15 protein-coding genes, 2 tRNA genes and 1 pseudogene are annotated in these 18,513 nt (G+C 40.5%); 2 read left to right on the top strand and 16 right to left on the bottom strand.

The genetic code is table 11. The annotated features are described in order from the left end of the window. Positions 1 to 36 precede the first annotated feature (36 nt). From HMPREF1534_RS12625 to tamL, 7 genes and pseudogenes are all read right to left on the bottom strand, one after another. Positions 37 to 420: an ISAon1 family transposase N-terminal region protein gene (locus HMPREF1534_RS12625; protein WP_005937579.1), complete on the bottom strand. Its 384-nt coding sequence runs from the start codon at positions 418 to 420 to the stop codon at positions 37 to 39. A gap of 195 nt (positions 421 to 615) precedes the next feature. Continuing rightward, positions 616 to 688 (bottom strand) — tRNA-Lys (locus HMPREF1534_RS12630). A gap of 22 nt (positions 689 to 710) precedes the next feature. Next, positions 711 to 783: transfer RNA gene (locus tag HMPREF1534_RS12635), tRNA-Lys, on the bottom strand. A 90-nt stretch (positions 784 to 873) separates the two neighbouring features. Next, positions 874 to 1,677: an MBL fold metallo-hydrolase gene (locus HMPREF1534_RS12640; RefSeq protein ID WP_005938655.1), complete on the bottom strand. Its 804-nt coding sequence runs from the start codon at positions 1,675 to 1,677 to the stop codon at positions 874 to 876. 126 nt (positions 1,678 to 1,803) lie between these two features. Continuing rightward, positions 1,804 to 2,133: pseudogene (locus HMPREF1534_RS21220) on the bottom strand (DUF6845 domain-containing protein). Between the two features lie 160 nt (positions 2,134 to 2,293). Beyond that, on the bottom strand, positions 2,294 to 2,542 hold the full coding sequence (locus HMPREF1534_RS12650) for a DUF6965 family protein (RefSeq protein WP_005938645.1): 249 nt from the start codon (positions 2,540 to 2,542) through the stop codon (positions 2,294 to 2,296). Between the two features lie 22 nt (positions 2,543 to 2,564). Further along, positions 2,565 to 4,880 carry a translocation and assembly module lipoprotein TamL gene (gene tamL, locus HMPREF1534_RS12655; protein ID WP_005938642.1) on the bottom strand — a complete coding sequence of 772 codons (2,316 nt, stop codon included), beginning with the start codon at positions 4,878 to 4,880 and terminating at the stop codon, positions 2,565 to 2,567. A 101-nt stretch (positions 4,881 to 4,981) separates the two neighbouring features. Here tamL and HMPREF1534_RS12660 point away from each other — a divergent pair, with 101 nt between their 5' ends. Then, complete coding sequence (locus HMPREF1534_RS12660; RefSeq protein ID WP_005938640.1) at positions 4,982 to 5,734, top strand: RNA methyltransferase; 753 nt, start codon at positions 4,982 to 4,984, stop codon at positions 5,732 to 5,734. On the opposite strand, the gene HMPREF1534_RS12665 is transcribed toward HMPREF1534_RS12660, so the two are convergent. The 5 genes from HMPREF1534_RS12665 to ileS all read right to left on the bottom strand — a co-directional run bounded on the left by HMPREF1534_RS12665 (position 5,731) and on the right by ileS (position 11,602). Continuing rightward, complete coding sequence (locus tag HMPREF1534_RS12665) at positions 5,731 to 6,057, bottom strand: hypothetical protein (protein ID WP_005938638.1); 327 nt, start codon at positions 6,055 to 6,057, stop codon at positions 5,731 to 5,733. The two genes, HMPREF1534_RS12660 and HMPREF1534_RS12665, sit on opposite strands and share 4 nt — an antisense overlap. Then, positions 6,054 to 7,001, bottom strand: coding sequence for a DUF4296 domain-containing protein (locus HMPREF1534_RS12670; RefSeq protein WP_005938636.1), 948 nt, complete (start codon positions 6,999 to 7,001; stop codon positions 6,054 to 6,056). The genes HMPREF1534_RS12665 and HMPREF1534_RS12670 overlap by 4 nt, the downstream gene beginning before the upstream one ends. Then, positions 6,991 to 7,638 (bottom strand): lipoprotein signal peptidase, encoded by a 648-nt coding sequence (locus HMPREF1534_RS12675; RefSeq protein WP_005938635.1) that lies wholly within the window; start codon positions 7,636 to 7,638, stop codon positions 6,991 to 6,993. Before HMPREF1534_RS12675 ends, HMPREF1534_RS12670 begins: the two co-directional genes overlap by 11 nt. A 72-nt stretch (positions 7,639 to 7,710) precedes the next feature. Next, complete coding sequence (locus tag HMPREF1534_RS12680; protein ID WP_005938633.1) at positions 7,711 to 8,091, bottom strand: TraR/DksA family transcriptional regulator; 381 nt, start codon at positions 8,089 to 8,091, stop codon at positions 7,711 to 7,713. 25 nt (positions 8,092 to 8,116) lie between these two features. Continuing rightward, positions 8,117 to 11,602 (bottom strand): isoleucine--tRNA ligase, encoded by a 3,486-nt coding sequence (ileS, locus tag HMPREF1534_RS12685; RefSeq protein ID WP_005938631.1) that lies wholly within the window; start codon positions 11,600 to 11,602, stop codon positions 8,117 to 8,119. A gap of 388 nt (positions 11,603 to 11,990) precedes the next feature. Between ileS and HMPREF1534_RS12690 the strand changes: the two genes are divergently transcribed. Continuing rightward, positions 11,991 to 14,192 (top strand): patatin-like phospholipase family protein, encoded by a 2,202-nt coding sequence (locus HMPREF1534_RS12690; RefSeq protein ID WP_229031993.1) that lies wholly within the window; start codon positions 11,991 to 11,993, stop codon positions 14,190 to 14,192. On the opposite strand, the gene uxuA is transcribed toward HMPREF1534_RS12690, so the two are convergent. The 4 genes from uxuA to HMPREF1534_RS12710 are packed head-to-tail and all read right to left on the bottom strand — an operon-like array spanning position 14,175 to position 18,302. Then, the gene (uxuA, locus tag HMPREF1534_RS12695) at positions 14,175 to 15,353 is read right to left on the bottom strand and encodes a mannonate dehydratase (protein WP_005938618.1); all 1,179 of its coding nucleotides are present in this window, start codon (positions 15,351 to 15,353) and stop codon (positions 14,175 to 14,177) included. The genes HMPREF1534_RS12690 and uxuA overlap by 18 nt on opposite strands. 45 nt (positions 15,354 to 15,398) lie before the next feature. Beyond that, positions 15,399 to 17,393, bottom strand: a complete 1,995-nt coding sequence (gene pulA, locus HMPREF1534_RS12700; RefSeq protein ID WP_005938616.1) for a type I pullulanase — start codon at positions 17,391 to 17,393, stop codon at positions 15,399 to 15,401. A gap of 37 nt (positions 17,394 to 17,430) precedes the next feature. Further along, positions 17,431 to 18,000, bottom strand: coding sequence for a crossover junction endodeoxyribonuclease RuvC (ruvC, locus tag HMPREF1534_RS12705; protein ID WP_005938614.1), 570 nt, complete (start codon positions 17,998 to 18,000; stop codon positions 17,431 to 17,433). Beyond that, positions 17,997 to 18,302, bottom strand: coding sequence for a DUF4286 family protein (locus HMPREF1534_RS12710; protein ID WP_005938612.1), 306 nt, complete (start codon positions 18,300 to 18,302; stop codon positions 17,997 to 17,999). The genes ruvC and HMPREF1534_RS12710 overlap by 4 nt, the downstream gene beginning before the upstream one ends. Between the last annotated feature and the right edge of the window lie 211 nt (positions 18,303 to 18,513).

Here is an 18,513-nt window from a genome sequence, read left to right as displayed (position 1 = left end):
CCATCCATACAGTAATGTTCTGCTACACTTTGGCAACTAACCGCATGATTGTCTAAGTAACGCTTTTAAAAAAGCTCCGAACTCAGCTGTTATGCGAGTACCGGAGGCTACTAAGTTCCAATCACGGCTATAAGTTTGTCCTGTTTCCGGGTCTTCCCAACGACGCCGCTTGATGCGTAGATATACAGCCTTGCCGCGAACAGGAAAGTCTTGCACTTCTATTTCCGGGAAGAAACCTTTGGAATGTAGATGTAAATGGGAATGCTCTTGAGGAATGGAAGGCTTTTCCTCAAGAAAAAAAATGAAGCAAGTCTCTTGAGAGACATGGTTAACCAGGTCAAAATAGTCAAGCAGGCCTGCAGGAAGGAACAAGCTCAACATCTCCAGTGGAGTGGCAGGGGGGTGAAGGTTCTGTTTCATGCCACAAAGATAGTGTTTTTAACTAATTCCCCCAAGTTTTCAAACTGAGCCCAAGTTTTCAAACTGAGCCCAAGTTTTCAAACTGAGCCCAAGTTTTCAAACTGAACCTTCTATATTTTGTAGGAATCCATAAAAGAAAAAGCTCCAAAAATCATTGATTTTCAGAGCTTTTCTTCAATTTTCATTTCTGATTCGTACACCCTCAGGGATTCGAACCCTGGACCCACTGATTAAGAGTCAGTTGCTCTACCAACTGAGCTAAGAGTGCATTTGCAAATCATTTTTTATTGTACACCCTCAGGGATTCGAACCCTGGACCCACTGATTAAGAGTCAGTTGCTCTACCAACTGAGCTAAGAGTGCGTTCATTTCTGATTTGCGGTTGCAAAGGTAGGCGTTTTATCTTAAACTACCAAATATTTTGCACCATTTTTTTCACTTTTTCATCGAAATTTATTCGAACTCATAGAGCATGGAAGGTGTACTTCGCTTTAAAGCAATGAGTTGTACATCTTTACCCACAAGCACCCCTTTGCTTCTTAACAGAAGTTCTACTGTTTTATAAGCGAGTTCCGGATGATTATTATCTTTACTCAGATGGCAAAGCCAAATATATTTTAATCCTTCATTGATATTCTCAGCCAAAAACTCTGCTGTTTCACGATTACTCATATGACCATTAGACCCGGCAATACGTTCCTTAAGATATTGGGGATATGATCCCATTTTCAACATTTCTTCGTCATAGTTAGCCTCCAATATTAGATAATTGGCTTTGCAGATATATTCAGCTGCTGTAGATGTAATATGTCCCAAGTCTGTTAAAAAAGAAAAAGTTTTGCCATCTACTTCTATACAATAACCCACATTATCTGTTCCATCATGGGGAACTTCAAAAGCTGTTATTCTGAAATCTTCAATCTGAATTTGTGTTCCTTTACTTAAATAGCGGACGGAGGTCGAAAGTTTTTCTGTCACACAATAACTTTTGTTGATGCCTATATGGATTTCGGGAGTGGAATAAATAGGAATACCGAATTTCTCTCCCAAATGCCCTACCGCTTTAATGTGATCGGCATGATCATGGGTAATAAGAACAGCTCGAATCCTATCAAGTCCAATACCCAAGTCTTTTAAATGTTTTTTAATAGTACGGATTCCAATACCAGCATCCACTAATATGCCATATGCGTCTGTTCCAATGAAATAGCAGTTGCCACTACTGCCACTAGCCAGACTTATAAATTTAATTTTCATTGTGTTTCGTTTTCTAGTTATAGTATTGTCGCAATTGCTGCGTCAAAAGAGTCGCAAATATACATAAAAAGGTGGAAACATATCCCACCTTTTTCAAAATAAGCCTATCGGATTTTGAATTATCTCTTATTTTTTATCCTTTTGAACGGAAGGTAAAACGGTTTTGGCACTTTCTACTGTCGGGGTTAGAATATCAAATATCACTTGTTTGTATTCGGATAGGGCTATACTTAACAGGAGTTCCTCTTTTCTTATTTTATTGGCCATTGTATAATTATTTTCAGATAGGCTCTATCCTTCATATAAAGCCGGTTGTGGAACAATAGGGAGCATATCTGTACCCTCTGTCTTATCTATATAACCCAATATGGCTTTTATTGAATCTTCATTAATTAAATCTTTCAGTACTTTCAGCGAGGTATCACAATGCCTTATTACTTCGTTTGCACTTTCCATACTCATGCCATTGTCAGTCATTTCTTTGTTTTTGGCATTGCCTGAACAGGAAGATAATGAGAGGGCACCCAAAAAAGACGCCATACAATAATAAATTCTTTTTCATACTGTCTGCATTAAATACTATTAATGTATTAAACAAATATGAAGAATGTTTTGCTTACTCGATTCCCTTTTTCTCCTCTAAATTTTTCTTAATATTTTCTAATAATAAAAGGCATCCTTGCATCTTCGGGTTGTTACAGCAGATATATGCTTGTTCAAACAGCATCGCCACTGTATCTTTTAAATCAGGTGAATAAGCGGATGAATTTATTTGCATGGACTGTGGAAGTGTTTGATTATCAAACCATTTTTTTAACTCATCCACTTCCTCTACTGTATATACCTTTTTCTCTATTTTTTTCATAAGCTATAAAATTATAATCTAATTAAAACGGATAACCTACTGCAAAATGGAAAGCAAAATCTCGGCTGAATCGAGGTCGCGTTATCGGGTAACGTCCTTTACCCGTTTCCATCGGGTTGATAGCTTTCATTCCACCATCAAAACGTAAAATGAGATAGTCTAAATCAAAGCGGATGCCCAAACCATATGCTACAGCAATCTGTTTGTAGAATTTGTTGAATTTGAACACACCATCTTCCTGCTCTGAGTCTGAGCGTATTGTCCAAATATTACCGGCATCTATGAAAGCCGCTCCGTTTAACTTCCAAAACAGATGGGTGCGATACTCCACATTTAAGTCTAACTTGATATCCCCCGACTGTTTGATAAAGTCCATCTGCCCGTCTGAACTACCTTTATATCCTCCGGGGCCCAGTGAACGTACCGACCAACCGCGCACACTGTTGGCACCGCCGGAGAAATAACGCTTTTCAAAAGGAAGTGCCCGTGAGTTCCCATAAGGATAAGCCACTCCTACTCCTATATGAAAAACGAAAGAGTTGCGTGGGTCAATCATGAAATTCTTGGCAAAGTCAAAATCTCCTTTTATATATTGTGCAAACGGAATATTAGCCAATACAAATCCCTTGTCCCCTTTCGGAGTAGAGTGTGCCAGTTTGGATGCGGCATACATTAGATTACCGGCTTCCTCCACGTTTACACGCAAGGAATACGAACTCTTTGTCGGTGTGCGCATCATGGTATTACCGGCACTGTTATATGTGAAGTTGTATCCCATACGCACTATCAGTACATTTTCATAACTGGCACGTAACAATGAGTTGTTAGCCGTCATTTTATCTAAATACTCTTGAAAATCGGGCGATTTGCTTGGCATATATACATAATTAATATCCGCCAGATCAAGGCGGTGCTGTATATGTTTTCTATCACTCCATCGATAACTCCAGGACGCTGATGCAAGCATACGAGAAAATTCAGGACGTACCTGTGATGTAAATTTCAGTCCCACTTCAGAGGTAGCTTTAATTTTCCTTTTAAAGTCCGAAGAAAGAAAGGGAAACATAAATTCAGGGAAGTTAAGACTGCTTTCCACACCATATTCCGTATAGTTGTCATTGACATAATCTTGTCCCAATCCGGTGATTGCCTCATAAGCACCGCGTACTTTCATAGTAAACGTTTCCGACCCTTTGAACACGTTTCTATGCTGGAAAGAAATGGAAGCAGCCGCACCCAAATCTCCCGCAGAGTTTGTACCTTCTATCTCAAAAGAAACTGATTTATTTTGTCCTTTTGACATCACTATATATGCATCCAATTTGGTACTGTCGCTTACATTTACTTCCTTAAAACGAATATTGGAATATTTCAGCATGCGCAGACGTCCCAATGCACTATAAGTATTCTGCACATCACGTTCACTATAAAACTCTCCGGGACGAATACGGTTGAAATCCACTAACAGTTTCGGGCGCAAAAACATTTTATCCTTATAGTACATGTTGTATCCTTTATAGCTCAATGAATCGAAACCGGTAAATGAACCTTTACGGATGGGGGTCATTTCGCTATCAGCTATAAAGTTGACACTATTCACTAAATATTGTCTGTGTTTTTGTGGTGGATCTTCCTTTTTACGTTGATAAGGAAGTAATTTCAAAGTGAGGTCTACCAAATAAGTATTGCGGGTGGTATCTGCTTGATATACCAGAAAATCCTTATTGAATTTATAGTACCCTTTGTTCTGGAGCAATCTGGTGATTCGTTGTCTCTCAGCGTCAAGTACATTTACATCAAACGGCATACCGGGGAAAAGCATACTTTGGGCAGAATCCTGTTGAAGACAATCGCTAATATTTAAATCATCAATATTGTAAGCTATATGACGTATCATATAGGGACGTCCAGCTTCTATATGGTAGAACAGTTTTAACTTATTCTTCTTTGCTTCGGTATGAATAGTCACTTTAGCTCCAATATACCCCATGTTACGTACGGCTTTTTCTATCTCCTCCTTAGATTTCATGGCAACATCTGCATTGTAAATGACCGGGGCATCCCCAATTTTTCTGAAGAAGCGATTTACACGTTTGGTAGAGTCCGTACCTGATGCACCATAAATATACATGGGGATTTTAACCATGTTAAACCATTTGGCATTAGGATTTTGACGGAGGTAAGAGTTAAAAAGCGATGGTTTTACCTCCTTTGTGTCTGATACAATTTTTACTTCATCCAATAAATATTGATTTTCAGGGATAAATTTATTGACCGAACACGAAGTGCATAGTGCTAAAATGAGTGTGTATATATATGGGTGTGCGCTTTTCTTCATACAAATCCGTAACCTTCGCAAATTTACTCGCAAAGATAGATATTAATTGAAAATATCTTCTTAGCTTTGCCTCTAATATTTGTTATTTAATGGAAATAATCATGCTAAGTAAGAATAAAATTAAATATATTCGTTCGTTAGAGTTAAAAAAGAATCGTAAGGAAGAAAAAGTATTTGTTGCTGAAGGACATAAATTGGTAGATGATTTGATGGGGCATTTTCCTTGTCGGTTGTTGACGGGGACAGCTGAATGGTTCTCTTCTCATCCTGGTTGTCATGCCGACGAGGTGATAGAGGTTGGGCAGGAAGAGCTTTCACGGGTCAGTTTGCAAAAGACACCGCAAGAGGTATTGGCTATATTTGAACAACCTGTTTATGAGTCGGACAGCAAAGTTATTTCAAAATCTTTATGCCTGGCTTTGGACAATATACAAGATCCGGGCAATTTAGGAACTATTATCCGCTTAGCCGATTGGTTCGGTATAGAGGATATTTTTTGCTCTACCGGAACGGTGGATGTCTTTAATCCTAAAACCGTGCAGGCTACCATGGGGGCAATAGCACGAGTGAAAGTGCATTATTGTGATTTACCGAAATTAATTTCTTCACTCAAAGGGATTCCGGTTTATGGAACATTCCTGGATGGAAATGTAATCTATTCTGAGACTCTTTCTGCTAACGGATTGATTGTAATGGGAAATGAAGGAAATGGAATAAGTAGAGAGGTGGAAGCACTTATTAATAGGCGATTGTATATTCCTAATTATCCACAGGAAAGAGAGACTTCGGAGTCTTTGAATGTAGCTATTGCCACAGCTGTGGTTTGTGCCGAGTTCAGAAGAAGATTGCGCTAAAGTCGGATAATATGGCTTTGAGGGACAAATTCTTCTCGGACAATATCAAAATTGGCAATATGCCATGCATAGCATTCCTGAATTTTGGTATTTGTCCGGGTAGCTTGAGCAAGGAAGGTTTTGAAATTCTTTTCCGGCATAATCGGTTCGAGTTTTCTTCTCGCAGAAAGCACAATCACTCCCCCTATCCATTGAGTAGCATATATTTCTTCTTCCAAAGGGTAATAGCTCTGTATCTTTCCGTTGTTTCCCAATTCTACCACATAACGGATGAAGTATGTGTCAGGAGAAAGATATAAACGTTGACAGGCAAATCGTCTCATTTCTTTTGCAGGCGAGTACGTTGTGGGCGAATACCCTCCTTTTCTTTCATATCGCGTGGATTCAAGCGTACGGGGGTAACAGCTTCTTTCATCTGGACTGAATCCATTTTTAATGAATCTGTATCTTTATCTATGACAGACATTGATTTTTCGGGTACACTATCTTTTGCGACAATAGATATGGTATCTGCTAGTTCATGGTAACGAATCAATGAAATTTTATCCACTATGATACCCGGAGCTTTGACAGAATCCCCCGTAAGATAGATAAAACCATTGATGCTCTTGATTTTATAAGCAGAATCCGGCTTGATATATAATGATTGTATGCCTGAAGCCGTTACTTCGGCTACTTTACCCGACACTGAATCATTATCAAACAGAATATTGAATCCCATCGTCACCTGTTGTTGCAGGTTTGAGAGGAATATGTAATTTGCCGACCACAAGAAAGCATCCTTTGCTTTGAAGTTGGAGTCAGTGGGAATTTCAAAAGTAATCTTGTTGGATAGTGGTGCATCCGTCAGCCAATATAGTGTTTTATTATACCACACATCTACTGTATCTCCAGGTTGTGACATTGAGGGTTTGTTTTCGCGCATTGCCAGCAAGCGTTTCACATCCTTCTTTTCCTCACGGAAACGTTTTCCTAAATTGGTATAAATTTTGGCAAGGTTTTCTGTATGACGAGTATACCACACCATAGATGAATCAAACTCTGCTTTGGTTACGTGATGTTTTCTATATACGTAATTGCGAAGAGCTTCTTTTTTGTAGTTCTCATCATAAGAGATATTGCCGGACATAGCCGTAGTCAAATGATAGTCATACAAGATGTCCTCCATCTTATCCGGGTGGATGACATCTTTTGGTATTTGTTTTCCGCATCCTGCCAGCAAAGCCGCACTGAGCAACAACGTCCAACGAATCTTCTTATTGTGCATCTTTTTTCTGAGCTTTTTCTTCCGGGTGAATACCTGTGTTCAGATATTTTCCATAAAATAACAACAATGCAATGATACCACAACTGATAGCAGCGTCAGCAAAATTAAATATCGGACTGAAGAAGATAAAATGTTCTCCACCTATTCCCGGTATCCATTCCGGCCAGTTGGTTTCAATGATTGGAAAATAAAACATATCCACTACTTTACCATGAAACCATTCAGAATAGCCTTCGCCTACAGGAACAAAATGTGCTATTTGGCTATAAGTGCTTTCATTGAAGATTACGCCATAAAATACACTATCAATGATATTTCCTACGGCGCCGGCCAATATTAATGAAAGGCAGACAATATAGCCTGTCTTATAATTTTCTTTAATGATTTTAGCCAGATACCAAATTATCAGTCCCACAGCAACGATGCGGAATGTTGTAAGAAATAGCTTTCCAAACAATTCCATGCCGAAAGCCATGCCGTTATTTTCTGTAAAATAGATATAAAACCAATCTGTAATGCGGATACTTTCATGCCAGAACATATTAGTCTTTACCAATATCTTTATTATCTGGTCAATAATTAATACTCCAAAAACAATCAGAACAGAAAGTTGCCCTTTCGTGAGTAATTTATTCATTATAATAGGTGATAATTAATAGTCGACAGGTAGCAGCCTCTTTGACCTGCTTTCCTGTCAACTATAAAAATGCTATTTCTTTCCTTCGTTTTTAGCCTCGATACTCAAAGTGGCATGAGGAACAGCGCGAAGTCTTTCTTTTGGAATCAGTTTACCTGTTTCACGACAAATACCGTATGTTTTGTTTTCAATACGGATTAAAGCAGCTTGCAGTCCCTGAATGAATTTCAACTGACGTGCAGCTAATCTTGTCGTTTCTTCTTTGGACAGCGTATTGGCACCTTCTTCCAATACTTTGTAAGTAGGGGAAGTATCGTCCGTATCATTACCATCCTTATTCATGATACTACTTTTCAAGCGTTCGTAATCACGCTCGGCCAATTCCAGTTTTTCCATGATAATGGCACGGAACTCTTCGAGTTCTGCATCAGAGTATCTTGTTTTTTCAGCCATATTATTTAGTTTTAAAAGGTTAATGTTATTCCTTTACGACACTCACATAAAGCGAGAAATCATCGAAACTTAATTCTATGCCATCCTTCACTTCGTCTACCAAATTAAGGGAGTTGGCAAGAACTTGGTTACAAATATAAGTATTATATTCTTTTACTGCGCTATCGGTTTGCTCATTTTTAGATAAAGATACCTTTATTTTATCAGTTATTTCAAAGCCACTGCCCTTGCGAATATTCTGAATCTTACTCACAAGTTCACGAGCAATACCTTCACGACGCAGTTCTTCGGTTACAACAGTATCCAAAGCTACTGTCAATACGCCTTCATTGGCAACTACCCATCCGGGGATATCTTCACTGAAAATTTCCACTTCAGACGTTTCTATTTCAGCCGGAGTACCATTTAGGTCGAGAACAATTTTCCCTTCGTTTTCAAGAACGCTGATTTGTTCCTGATTCATGGCAGTTACAGCAGCGGCCACCTGTTTCATCAATGAACCGAATTTCTTACCTAGAATCTTGAAGTTACACTTCACTTTCTTCACAAGCAAATTGGATGTACCTTCCACGAAGTCTATTTCTTTAATATTCACTTCGTTCATTATCAATGATTTTACAGACTCTAAACGTTCTTTCATCAGTGCATCCACCGGAATCATCAACTTCTGTAACGGTTGTTTAACGATAATATTTATTTTCTTGCGCAGCGCCAACCCCATAGAAGATACTTTCTGTGCTAACTCCATGCGGGTTTCCAATTCTTTGTCAATAACAGTCTCATCGCAAACCGGGAAATCTGCAAGGTGGACAGAAGCTACATGGTCGCGTCCGGTTGTTGCAATCAAGTCCATATACAATTTGTCTGCATAGAAAGGAGCAATCGGTGCCATTAGTTTAGCTACAGTTTCCAGACATACATATAATGTTTGATATGCCGCCAGCTTATCCTCTGTATAGCCTGTACCCCAAAAACGTTTTCTGCATAGACGTACATACCAGTTGGACAGATTATCATTTACGAAATCATTGATTAATCGTCCGGCTTTAGTCGGTTCATAGTCAGCATAGCACATATCCACATTCTTTATCAATGAGTTTAGTTCCGAAAGAATCCAACGGTCAATTTCCGGACGTTTGCTCATAGGAACATCGGCTTCCTGATAGGTAAATCCGTCAAGGTTAGCGTATGGAGCAAAGAATTTATATGTGTTGTGCAATGTTCCGAAAAACTTGCGGGTTACTTCCATTACACCGTCGGTATCAAATTTCAAGTTATCCCACGGAGAAGAATTAGTAATCATATACCAACGCAAAGGGTCAGAACCATATTGTTCGATGGCACCAAACGGATCAACAGCATTACCCAGGCGCTTGGACATTTTATTTCCATTCTTGTCAAGCACCAGTCCGTTAGAGATAACATTTTTATAGGCTACACTATCGAATACCATAGTTGCGATAGCATGCAATGTAAAGAACCAGCCACGAGTTTGGTCTACCCCTTCTGCAATGAAGTCAGCCGGATAATAAGAACGATTATCTACAATATCTTTATTCTCAAACGGATAATGTAACTGTGCGTATGGCATGGCGCCTGAATCAAACCATACGTCAATCAAATCCGCTTCACGTTTCATCGGTTTTCCGCTTTCAGAAACGAGGATAATATCATCTACGTAAGGACGGTGAAGATCTATTTTATCATAATTGTCTTCGGTATATTCACCCGGAATAAATCCTTTTTCTTTATAAGGATTAGCAGTCATGAAACCGGCAGCGATGGATTTTTCTATTTCGTTATAGAGTTCCTCTACCGAACCGATACATAATTCCTCACCTTCTTCGCTACGCCAAATAGGAAGCGGAGTACCCCAATAGCGCGAACGGCTTAAATTCCAGTCGTTCAGGTTTTCCAGCCATTTGCCGAAACGTCCGGTTCCGGTAGATTCCGGTTTCCAGTTAATGGTCTTATTGAGTTCTATCATACGTTCCTTGGCAGCAGTAGAACGGATGAACCAGCTATCCAGCGGATAATAAAGGACCGGTTTGTCTGTACGCCAGCAATGTGGATAATTGTGTACATGCTTTTCTATCTTGAATGCTTTGTTGGAAGCCTTCATTTTCATACAGATGTAAATATCCAGTGTCTCGGCAGAGGCAGCAGTTTTCTCATCGTATTTACCATTTACAGTAAATTGAGGGTCGTATGCATTTTTCACCCAGCGCCCCTGATATTCTTGATATTGTTCTACATCCACACATTCTTTTACGAACTTTTCATCTAGTTCATCCAGCAGGAAGAATTTACCTGTCAAGTCTACCATCGGACGAGGTTCACCTTTTTTGTTAATCATAAACAATGAAGGTATGCCTGCTGCACGTGCCACAAAAGCATCGTCCGCACCGAATGTTGGAGCGATATGTACGATACCTGTACCGTCTTCCGTAGTCACATAGTCACCAAGGATAACACGGAATGCTTGATTGGCAGCTTCTTCCCAATTACCGTTTTCGTCTACGTTTACCGGTTTCACCCATGGAATAAGCTGTTCATATTCCATACCTACCAAATCCGTGCCTTTGTATTCACCTACCACCTTGAAAGGAATCAGCTTGTCTCCCGGTTTGTAGTCTTCTAAAGGCAGTCCTTCTGCTTTTTGGTTAAAATGAGCATAAAGCAATGGTTTAGCCAGCACTACTGTCATTTTCTCACCTGTGTAGCCATTATATGTTTGTACAGCTACATAATCGATTTTGGGACCGACGCACAAAGCGGTGTTTGAGGGTAAAGTCCATGGTGTAGTAGTCCATGCCAAGAAGTAAGGAGTACCCCACTCCGTCATTTCGGGTTTCGGGTTCTTCATCTTGAATTGCCCCACTACAGTAGTATCTTTTACATCCCGATAACATCCAGGCTGATTTAATTCGTGAGAGCTCAGTCCTGTTCCGGCTGCCGGAGAATAAGGCTGAATGGTATATCCTTTATACAGTAAATTCTTGCTATATAGTTGCTTTAAGAGCCACCATAAAGTTTCAATATAGCGGTTGTCATAAGTGATGTATGGATTATCCAAATCTACCCAATAACCCATTTTATGAGTAAGGTCTGTCCATTCTTTTGTAAACTTCATCACATCCTTACGACAGGCTGCGTTATATTCGGCCACAGAAATCGTTTTTCCGATATCCTCCTTGGTAATTCCGAGTGCTTTTTCCACGCCCAGTTCTACCGGTAGTCCGTGAGTATCCCATCCGGCTTTACGTTTGACAAGAAAACCTTTCATGGTTTTGTAGCGGCAGAAAGTATCTTTTATAGTACGTGCCATTACGTGGTGAATACCCGGCATACCGTTGGCTGAGGGAGGTCCTTCATAAAAGACAAAAGAAGGACATCCTTCACGTTCTGTCATACTCTTGGCGAAAACATCGTTTTCATCCCACTTTTTCAGCACATCTTTATTGACCTGTGATAGGTTGAGTTGCGAGTGTTCAGCAAATTTCTTACTCATAATCTATATCGTTTTTCTTGTATTCTCTAAATTGTAAATCGGGCAAAGACATAGTCTCCCAAAAATTAAGTTGCAAATTTACAAGAAAATTAGTTAGATAGAAAGTTTTATAGCCTGTTTTTTTAAGAAAGTGATTTCATTCAGCTCTCTTAAAGTGCAAAAACGCAATCTTCATGTAGCATTTGTTTGGCTCGTTTAATTTATCGGTTCGATTTAGGAGGATTGAAAAATTGAAGGAAAAAAGGAAATCGACCAATAACTATAACAATTAGACTTGCATTCCCCGAAAGATTAAACCATCTTTGCACAGTTTTTGTTTTTTATATAAAAGATTTTTAAATACAGAAAAATAAACATGAAACGATTCAGCCGTTCTTCATTGACAACAATGGCAGTTTGTCTACTCTTTATACCTGCTCTTCTTAAGGCACAGCCTCGGCCTGCCCACCGTAAGAAAGTGGGTGTGGTGCTAAGTGGCGGTGGCGCTAAAGGCATGGCGCACATCGGTGTTCTGAAAGTTATAGAAAAAGCCGGTATTCCTATTGACTATGTGGTAGGTACCAGCATGGGATCTATCATCGGTGGTCTTTACTCTATCGGTTATTCTCCCGAGCAACTTGACAGCATGGTACGCCGTCAGGACTGGACTTTCCTTTTGAGCGACAAGATACCGAGAAGTGAACAAAATCTATCTGAACGCGATGCCTCACAAAAGTATGTGTTTTCTATTCCTTTCGGTAAAGGGGTAAAAGCCGAAGTTTTCGGTGGACTGATAAGAGGGCAAAATCTTGCCAACTTGTTCAGTGAGCTTACTATCGGTTATCACGACTCCATCAATTTTAATAAGTTGCCTATTCCTTTTGCCTGTGTTTCCGAGAATATAGTAAATGGCAATGAGGTTAATTTTCATGAAGGTGTATTGGCCACTGCTATGCGTGCCAGCATGGCCATTCCCGGAGTCTTTACTCCGGTCAGGCTAGACAGTATGGTACTGGTAGACGGTGGTGTAGTAAATAATTATCCTGTAAATGTGGCGCGTGCCATGGGAGCAGACTTAATTATCGGGGTGGATGTTCAAAGTGAACTTAAGCCTGCCGGAGAATTAAATAGTGCCGGTGCCATATTAGGGCAATTGGTGAATCTCATGGGGCAGGATTTATATAAGAAGAATCTGAAAGAAACGACTACTTATATTAAGGTAAACGTAGAGGGTTATTCTGCCGCCAGTTTTACTCCCTCCGCCATCGATACTCTGATAATGCGTGGCGAAGAAGCTGCCATGGCACAGGATAGTGCATTAATGGCTCTGAAAAGCCAGTTGGGGCTGGATAGTACTTATATGCCCCAACCGATTCCTTCTTATCCCTACTCGCCTGAGCGAAAGGTATATGTGAAAGAAATTACTTTTGACGGTCTTGATGAGAAAGACAAAAAATGGTTGTTGAAGCGTTGCGATCTTAAAGAAAATTCCGAGATAAGTATTCGCCGGATAGAGGAAGCTACTGCTATTCTGTCGGCCAATTTAGGCTATTCGGGGGCGACTTATAATTTGCCTGAAGCCCCGGGAGGTGGCTATAACCTGAATTACACGTTAAGTAAGAAGTATGAAAACAAACTAAATGTCGGCATTCGTTTCGACTCGGAAGAAATAGCCAGTTTATTAATAAACGTAACCAGTAATTTCAAAGGGAAATTGCCCAGTACGCTATCACTTACGGGACGTTTAGGAAAACGTTATACTGCCGGAATTAATTATGCTTGGGAACCGGCTCCGCTGAAACGTGTCGGGCTGTCCTACCTGTTCCAATACAATGACGTCAATTTTTATCATTATGGCGACCGCACACACAATTCTACTTTCCGTTATCATCAGGCAGAGTTTGCTTTCTCGGATGTGTGGTATAAAAATGTGCGTTTCGGTATTGGTCTCCGTTATGAGTATTATGATTATGATAAGTTTCTTTATCAGGAAGGAAGCACCACTCAGCAATACTCGACAGACAATGAGCATTTTTTTAGTTATTTTGCTCAAATGGAATACGAAACATTTGATAAGGCTTATTTCCCTTCACGAGGTATCTCGGCGCGTGCTTCCTATTCACTCTATACAGATAATTTTACACAATATAATGACCATGCTCCTTTCTCTGCTATCAAAGGTTATTGCGAAGGGGTAATGCGGCTGACCAATCGTTTCTCGATTCTTCCTTCCGTATACGGACGCTTTCTCATTGGAAAGGAAATCCCCTACTCCAAATTGAATGCCATGGGTGGAGATGTTCCGTCACGCTTCCTGCAACAGCAGTTGCCTTTTGTGGGAATAAATAATGTAGAACTTATGGATAATTCGTTATTGATAGGCACGATAAAGTTCCGGCAGCGAATGGGAAGTGTGCATTATGTCACTTTGACCGGCAATTATGCGCTGAGCAGTCATAAAGTGAGTGGGTTACTGAAAGAGAAAACTATGTTCGGCTGTGGAGTCGGCTATGGATTGGATAGTATATTTGGTCCGCTGGAAGCATCCATCAACTACGCAAACCATGCCGATAAAGTGAGTATGTATGTCAATTTAGGATTCAAGTTTTGATTCGTCGTTGACAACGGCCATCATCCCTTCTATCTGGGCCAATGCCATCATGCGACCGTGAAACGAATATCCGGGATTGTATCCCTTGTCGGTGTCACCGAGCATCATACGCCCGTGGTCTACACGCATGGGAACGCCCGGACGCTCTTTCTCAAAGATACGGATAAGTTCGATGATATGAGCACGGCCTCCCAAATGGGAGGCTTCAATGAAATTTCCGTTGGGAAAAGCGTTCGTACTGCGCAGGTGTACAAAATGAGTGCGGTGGGCAAACATTCGCGCCAAAGCAGGTACATTGTTGTGCAGTCCTGCACTGAGCGAACCGGCACAGAAAGTGAGCCCGTTATGCGGATTGTTTACAGCATGCAGTATCCAGGCAATATCCTCTTCGCAGGTTACAATGCGTGGCAAACCAAGAACAGGAAAAGGAGGATCGTCGGGATGAATACACATATTGATGCCATATTCATCACATACGGGCATAATAGCTTGAAGGAAATAACGTAAATTTTCGCGCAGGGCGTCACGGTCTATTCCTTTGTAGGGTGCCAACAGATGATGGAATGTGTCAACAGGGTTCTTGTCCCCATTCTTGATATTTCCATTTACAAAGCCTTGGGTTTTAATAATGATGGTATCTACAAGTTCTTCTTTTTCAGCATCGGTAATGACTTTATCTAATTCGTACATTTGTTTCAATTCATTTACCGTGTAGTCTTTTTCAGCTTCTGCGCGTTGTAGAATCAGGCAGTCGAAATATGCAAAACGTATTTTATCAAAATAGAGTGATGATGTTCCATCTTCCCAAAGATGCTCTAAATCTGTACGAATCCAGTCGATAACAGGCATGAAGTTATAACAGACTGTTTTTACTCCCGCCTTGCCTAAATTAATAAGACTTTTCTTGTAATTCTCTATCAGGTTATCACGCTCGGCACCGCCATATTTTATGGCTTCACTCACCGGCAAACTTTCTACCACCGACCAGCGCAGACCATAAGTCTCAATATATGTCTTTTGGTTTAGGATAGCCTCCAAAGGCCACACCTCACCATTGGGAATTTCGTGAAGAGCAGTCACAATACCTTCTACTCCGATTTGTCTCAACATGGGAAGAGTAATTTTATCATTCTTTCCAAACCATCTCCATGTCTTTTCCATCTTTATTGTCGTTTTGATTCTATCTTAGGTAATCAAGAATATACTTTATTGATGAATAATCATTGCAGAGCGTGCCGGTACAATGATTTCATTACCTGATACTTGCCCCATTCCCGACTGCTTGATTTTTCCATCTTTGCAAACAATTGTATAGCGACCGGTCGGAATAGATAATTTGGCAGGCTCTTTACGGCTGTTGAACGCCACGATAATATTTTTCCATGAGTCGCCGTTAGCATTATCTTTCAGGATAAAGGCCACCAGATTGCTGCCTTCTACAGGCAGGAATTCCATGTATTGGCGTACTTTATCGGCATCTCCCATTCGAAAAGCCGGGTGATTTTTTCGCAATGTTATCAGCTCTCTCACATAATCAAAAACATCATGATGTATCGTCTTGTTCCTCCAATCAATTGTGTTGATACTATCAGGACTATTGTAAGAATTATGTATTCCTTTCTTGTCTCGCATCATTTCGTCTCCGGCAAAAATAAAAGGTACACCTTGTGAGGTGAAGACAAAAGTTTCGGCCAATTTGTGCAGAGAGGCACGTTCTTCGTCCGTTGCATCCGGCATCGTAGCTTTTAGTCTGTCTGCCAGACACATATCATCATGGCAGCTGACATAACTTATCATTTGGGTCGGTTGTAATGCCCACGGTTCTTTGCTGTAATTCACCGAATCATTTATTACTTGTGGATGTTTGACTGCTCCCACCAACCCAAACTTTATACTCATCTCATGCCCCGGTTGGCCAATCAAGAAAGCACCTTTCCGGTCATCATCCCAACCACCGCGCAAACCGTCGCGCATTTCATCGGAGAAAGCGGCAATACGTGGCATCTTGTATATATTGGCTTTCATGGCAAGTTCTTCTTGATCAAGCTGGGGAGCGCTGGCGGCCCATCCTTCACCATAAATAAAGATGGATGGATCTATCTTGTCTACGGCAGCACGGATTTCGTTCATTGTCTCAATATCGTGAATACCCATCAGGTCAAATCGGAAGCCGTCAATGTGATATTCGTTTATCCAGTAGAGTACAGACTCCACCATGTATTTACGCATCATGGCACGGTCACTGGCAGTCTCGTTTCCGCAGCCGGAGCCGTTGGCCGGTTTACCATCCTTTGTTTGGCGATAGAAGTAGCCGGGTACCGTACGCTCGAAGTTGCTTTCCTCAGTGTTAAAAGTATGATTATAAACCACGTCGAGTACCACACGGATACCTGCTTTGTGAAGGGCCTGCACCATCTGCTTGAATTCCTTGATTCTCACATCGGGCTTATAAGGATCGGTGGAATAAGAACCGTCAGGTACATTATAGTTCTGAGGATCATAGCCCCAGTTGTATTGTGCCTTGTCCGGTTTACTTTCGTCCACAGATGCATAATCGTATGAAGGAAGAATATGCACGTGCGTGACACCCAGTTCTTTCAGGTGGTCGATGCCGGTTTTTTCACCCTGCGAAGTAGTAGTTCCTAATTCGGTTAATGCAAGGAATTTTCCTTTATTACGAATTCCCGAAACTGAATCCAAAGAAAAATCGCGATGATGCATTTCATATACTATGATGTCGGCATAGTCCTTTAAAAGCGGACGTACATCGTTCGCCCAGCCTTCAGGATCGGTGGAGCGCAAGTCAATGACAGCAGCACGCTTTCCGTTTACTCCCACTGCTTTAGCCATAATGCCCGGGGTATCTCCCAGCCACTTACCATTTACTTTTACATTAAAAGTATAGAACTTTCCTTTTAAGTCTTCTTTAATAGAAGTATTCCAAATACCATCTTCTCCCATTTCAAGCGACAGAGTTTGATAAGCAGAACCTTCGTTGCCCGAATCATATAACAATACACGCACTTCTTCAGCTGTAGGTGCCCAAAGTGTAAACTTGGTTTCAATTGGCGAGTACTCCATTTCCACTAACTTCCCTTCGGGGATAGGATATTCTTCAAAAGATGTATATTCTTTCTTTACAGACTGACAACTGATGGTGGTTGACATAATCGATGCCCAAATAACGTGTTTGACATTCATAAATTTATATTTTGTTACTTACCAATACTTTTTTTGTTTATCTCCTTATTTTATCAGGATTTTTATTGATAAAATCTTTCCATCCTGAATACTCTTTGGCAAGAGTGGGTCTTCCGGCTTGCAAATAATGGCAATAGGCTGCGGCAAGTCCATCGGTAGCATCCATAAAAGGTAGCATTTCGTTATCGGGAATATGGAGCATACGCTTCAGCATATCCGCCACCTGTTCTTTACTGGCTTGTCCGTTGCCGGTGATAGCCATTTTTATTTTTAATGGAGCATATTCGGTGATGGGGATGTCACGGCTTAGTGCGGCAGCCATTGCTACCCCTTGCGCACGCCCTAATTTTAGCATGGACTGTACATTCTTTCCAAAAAAGGGAGCTTCAATGGCCAGTTCATCGGGCAGATACGCTTCAATAATGCCGATAACACGTTCAAAGATTCGACGAAGCTTAAGATAATGATTATCGTATTTACGCAAATCTATCACTCCCATGGTGATGACTTGCGGTTTGGTACCTGTTATTTTCAGCAATCCGTAACCCATGATGGTAGTTCCGGGGTCAATGCCCAGAATTATTTTCTCTTTAACCGGCTGAATCACTTGATAACCTCCATTAAGGTGGGAAATCCTACCACTTTGTCTTTGAAGACTTTCATCATTTCTTCGTTAAGCTTCATACCTTGCCGGGTATGCCAGTGATGTAAGGCTGCACTGTCTTCTACTTCCCATTGCAGTGAAAAACATTCACTGTCTTCTTCTTTATGACTGAGGATGTGAGTAAGGCGCGGACTTTGAAGCAATCCTTGTTTTTCTACTTCGGGAATATAGCATTCATTAAGCCAGATGACAAAGTTACGTGCATCATCAATTGCTACTTGATAAGTGGTATTATATATCAGCATATTCATTTTATTTGTTTACATTAAACAGATACGTTTTTGCAAATGTAATAAAAATACCCCGACTTCTCGCAAGCCGGGGCATCTATTATGAACAAAAAATTAAATTAATCAGATATGCAACTCGATAGTTGCTTCACCTGATGAACCTCATAAACAGAATGGATGATTCTTTGTTCATTCATAGAGGAGAAATAATATTATATTAAAATAA

The organism is Phocaeicola massiliensis B84634 = Timone 84634 = DSM 17679 = JCM 13223, from assembly GCF_000382445.1.
Lineage (GTDB): Bacteria > Bacteroidota > Bacteroidia > Bacteroidales > Bacteroidaceae > Phocaeicola > Phocaeicola massiliensis.
Note: the sequence above shows the minus strand (reverse complement) of the source record. Positions and strands in the feature narration are given on the sequence as shown.

What these genes read in the sequence shown, in the direction of transcription:
- HMPREF1534_RS12640 (WP_005938655.1), bottom strand. Translation starts at nt 1,677, where the DNA reads ATGAAAATTAAATTTATAAGTCTGGCTAGTGGCAGTAGTGGCAACTGC.
- HMPREF1534_RS12625 (WP_005937579.1), bottom strand. Translation starts at nt 420, where the DNA reads ATGAAACAGAACCTTCACCCCCCTGCCACTCCACTGGAGATGTTGAGC.
- HMPREF1534_RS12665 (WP_005938638.1), bottom strand. Translation starts at nt 6,057, where the DNA reads ATGAGACGATTTGCCTGTCAACGTTTATATCTTTCTCCTGACACATAC.
- HMPREF1534_RS12690 (WP_229031993.1), top strand. Translation starts at nt 11,991, where the DNA reads ATGGCAGTTTGTCTACTCTTTATACCTGCTCTTCTTAAGGCACAGCCT.
- ileS (WP_005938631.1), bottom strand. Translation starts at nt 11,602, where the DNA reads ATGAGTAAGAAATTTGCTGAACACTCGCAACTCAACCTATCACAGGTC.
- HMPREF1534_RS12670 (WP_005938636.1), bottom strand. Translation starts at nt 7,001, where the DNA reads ATGCACAATAAGAAGATTCGTTGGACGTTGTTGCTCAGTGCGGCTTTG.
- uxuA (WP_005938618.1), bottom strand. Translation starts at nt 15,353, where the DNA reads ATGGAAAAGACATGGAGATGGTTTGGAAAGAATGATAAAATTACTCTT.
- HMPREF1534_RS12710 (WP_005938612.1), bottom strand. Translation starts at nt 18,302, where the DNA reads ATGCTGATATATAATACCACTTATCAAGTAGCAATTGATGATGCACGT.
- tamL (WP_005938642.1), bottom strand. Translation starts at nt 4,880, where the DNA reads ATGAAGAAAAGCGCACACCCATATATATACACACTCATTTTAGCACTA.
- HMPREF1534_RS12650 (WP_005938645.1), bottom strand. Translation starts at nt 2,542, where the DNA reads ATGAAAAAAATAGAGAAAAAGGTATATACAGTAGAGGAAGTGGATGAG.
- HMPREF1534_RS12675 (WP_005938635.1), bottom strand. Translation starts at nt 7,638, where the DNA reads ATGAATAAATTACTCACGAAAGGGCAACTTTCTGTTCTGATTGTTTTT.
- pulA (WP_005938616.1), bottom strand. Translation starts at nt 17,393, where the DNA reads ATGAATGTCAAACACGTTATTTGGGCATCGATTATGTCAACCACCATC.
- HMPREF1534_RS12660 (WP_005938640.1), top strand. Translation starts at nt 4,982, where the DNA reads ATGCTAAGTAAGAATAAAATTAAATATATTCGTTCGTTAGAGTTAAAA.
- HMPREF1534_RS12680 (WP_005938633.1), bottom strand. Translation starts at nt 8,091, where the DNA reads ATGGCTGAAAAAACAAGATACTCTGATGCAGAACTCGAAGAGTTCCGT.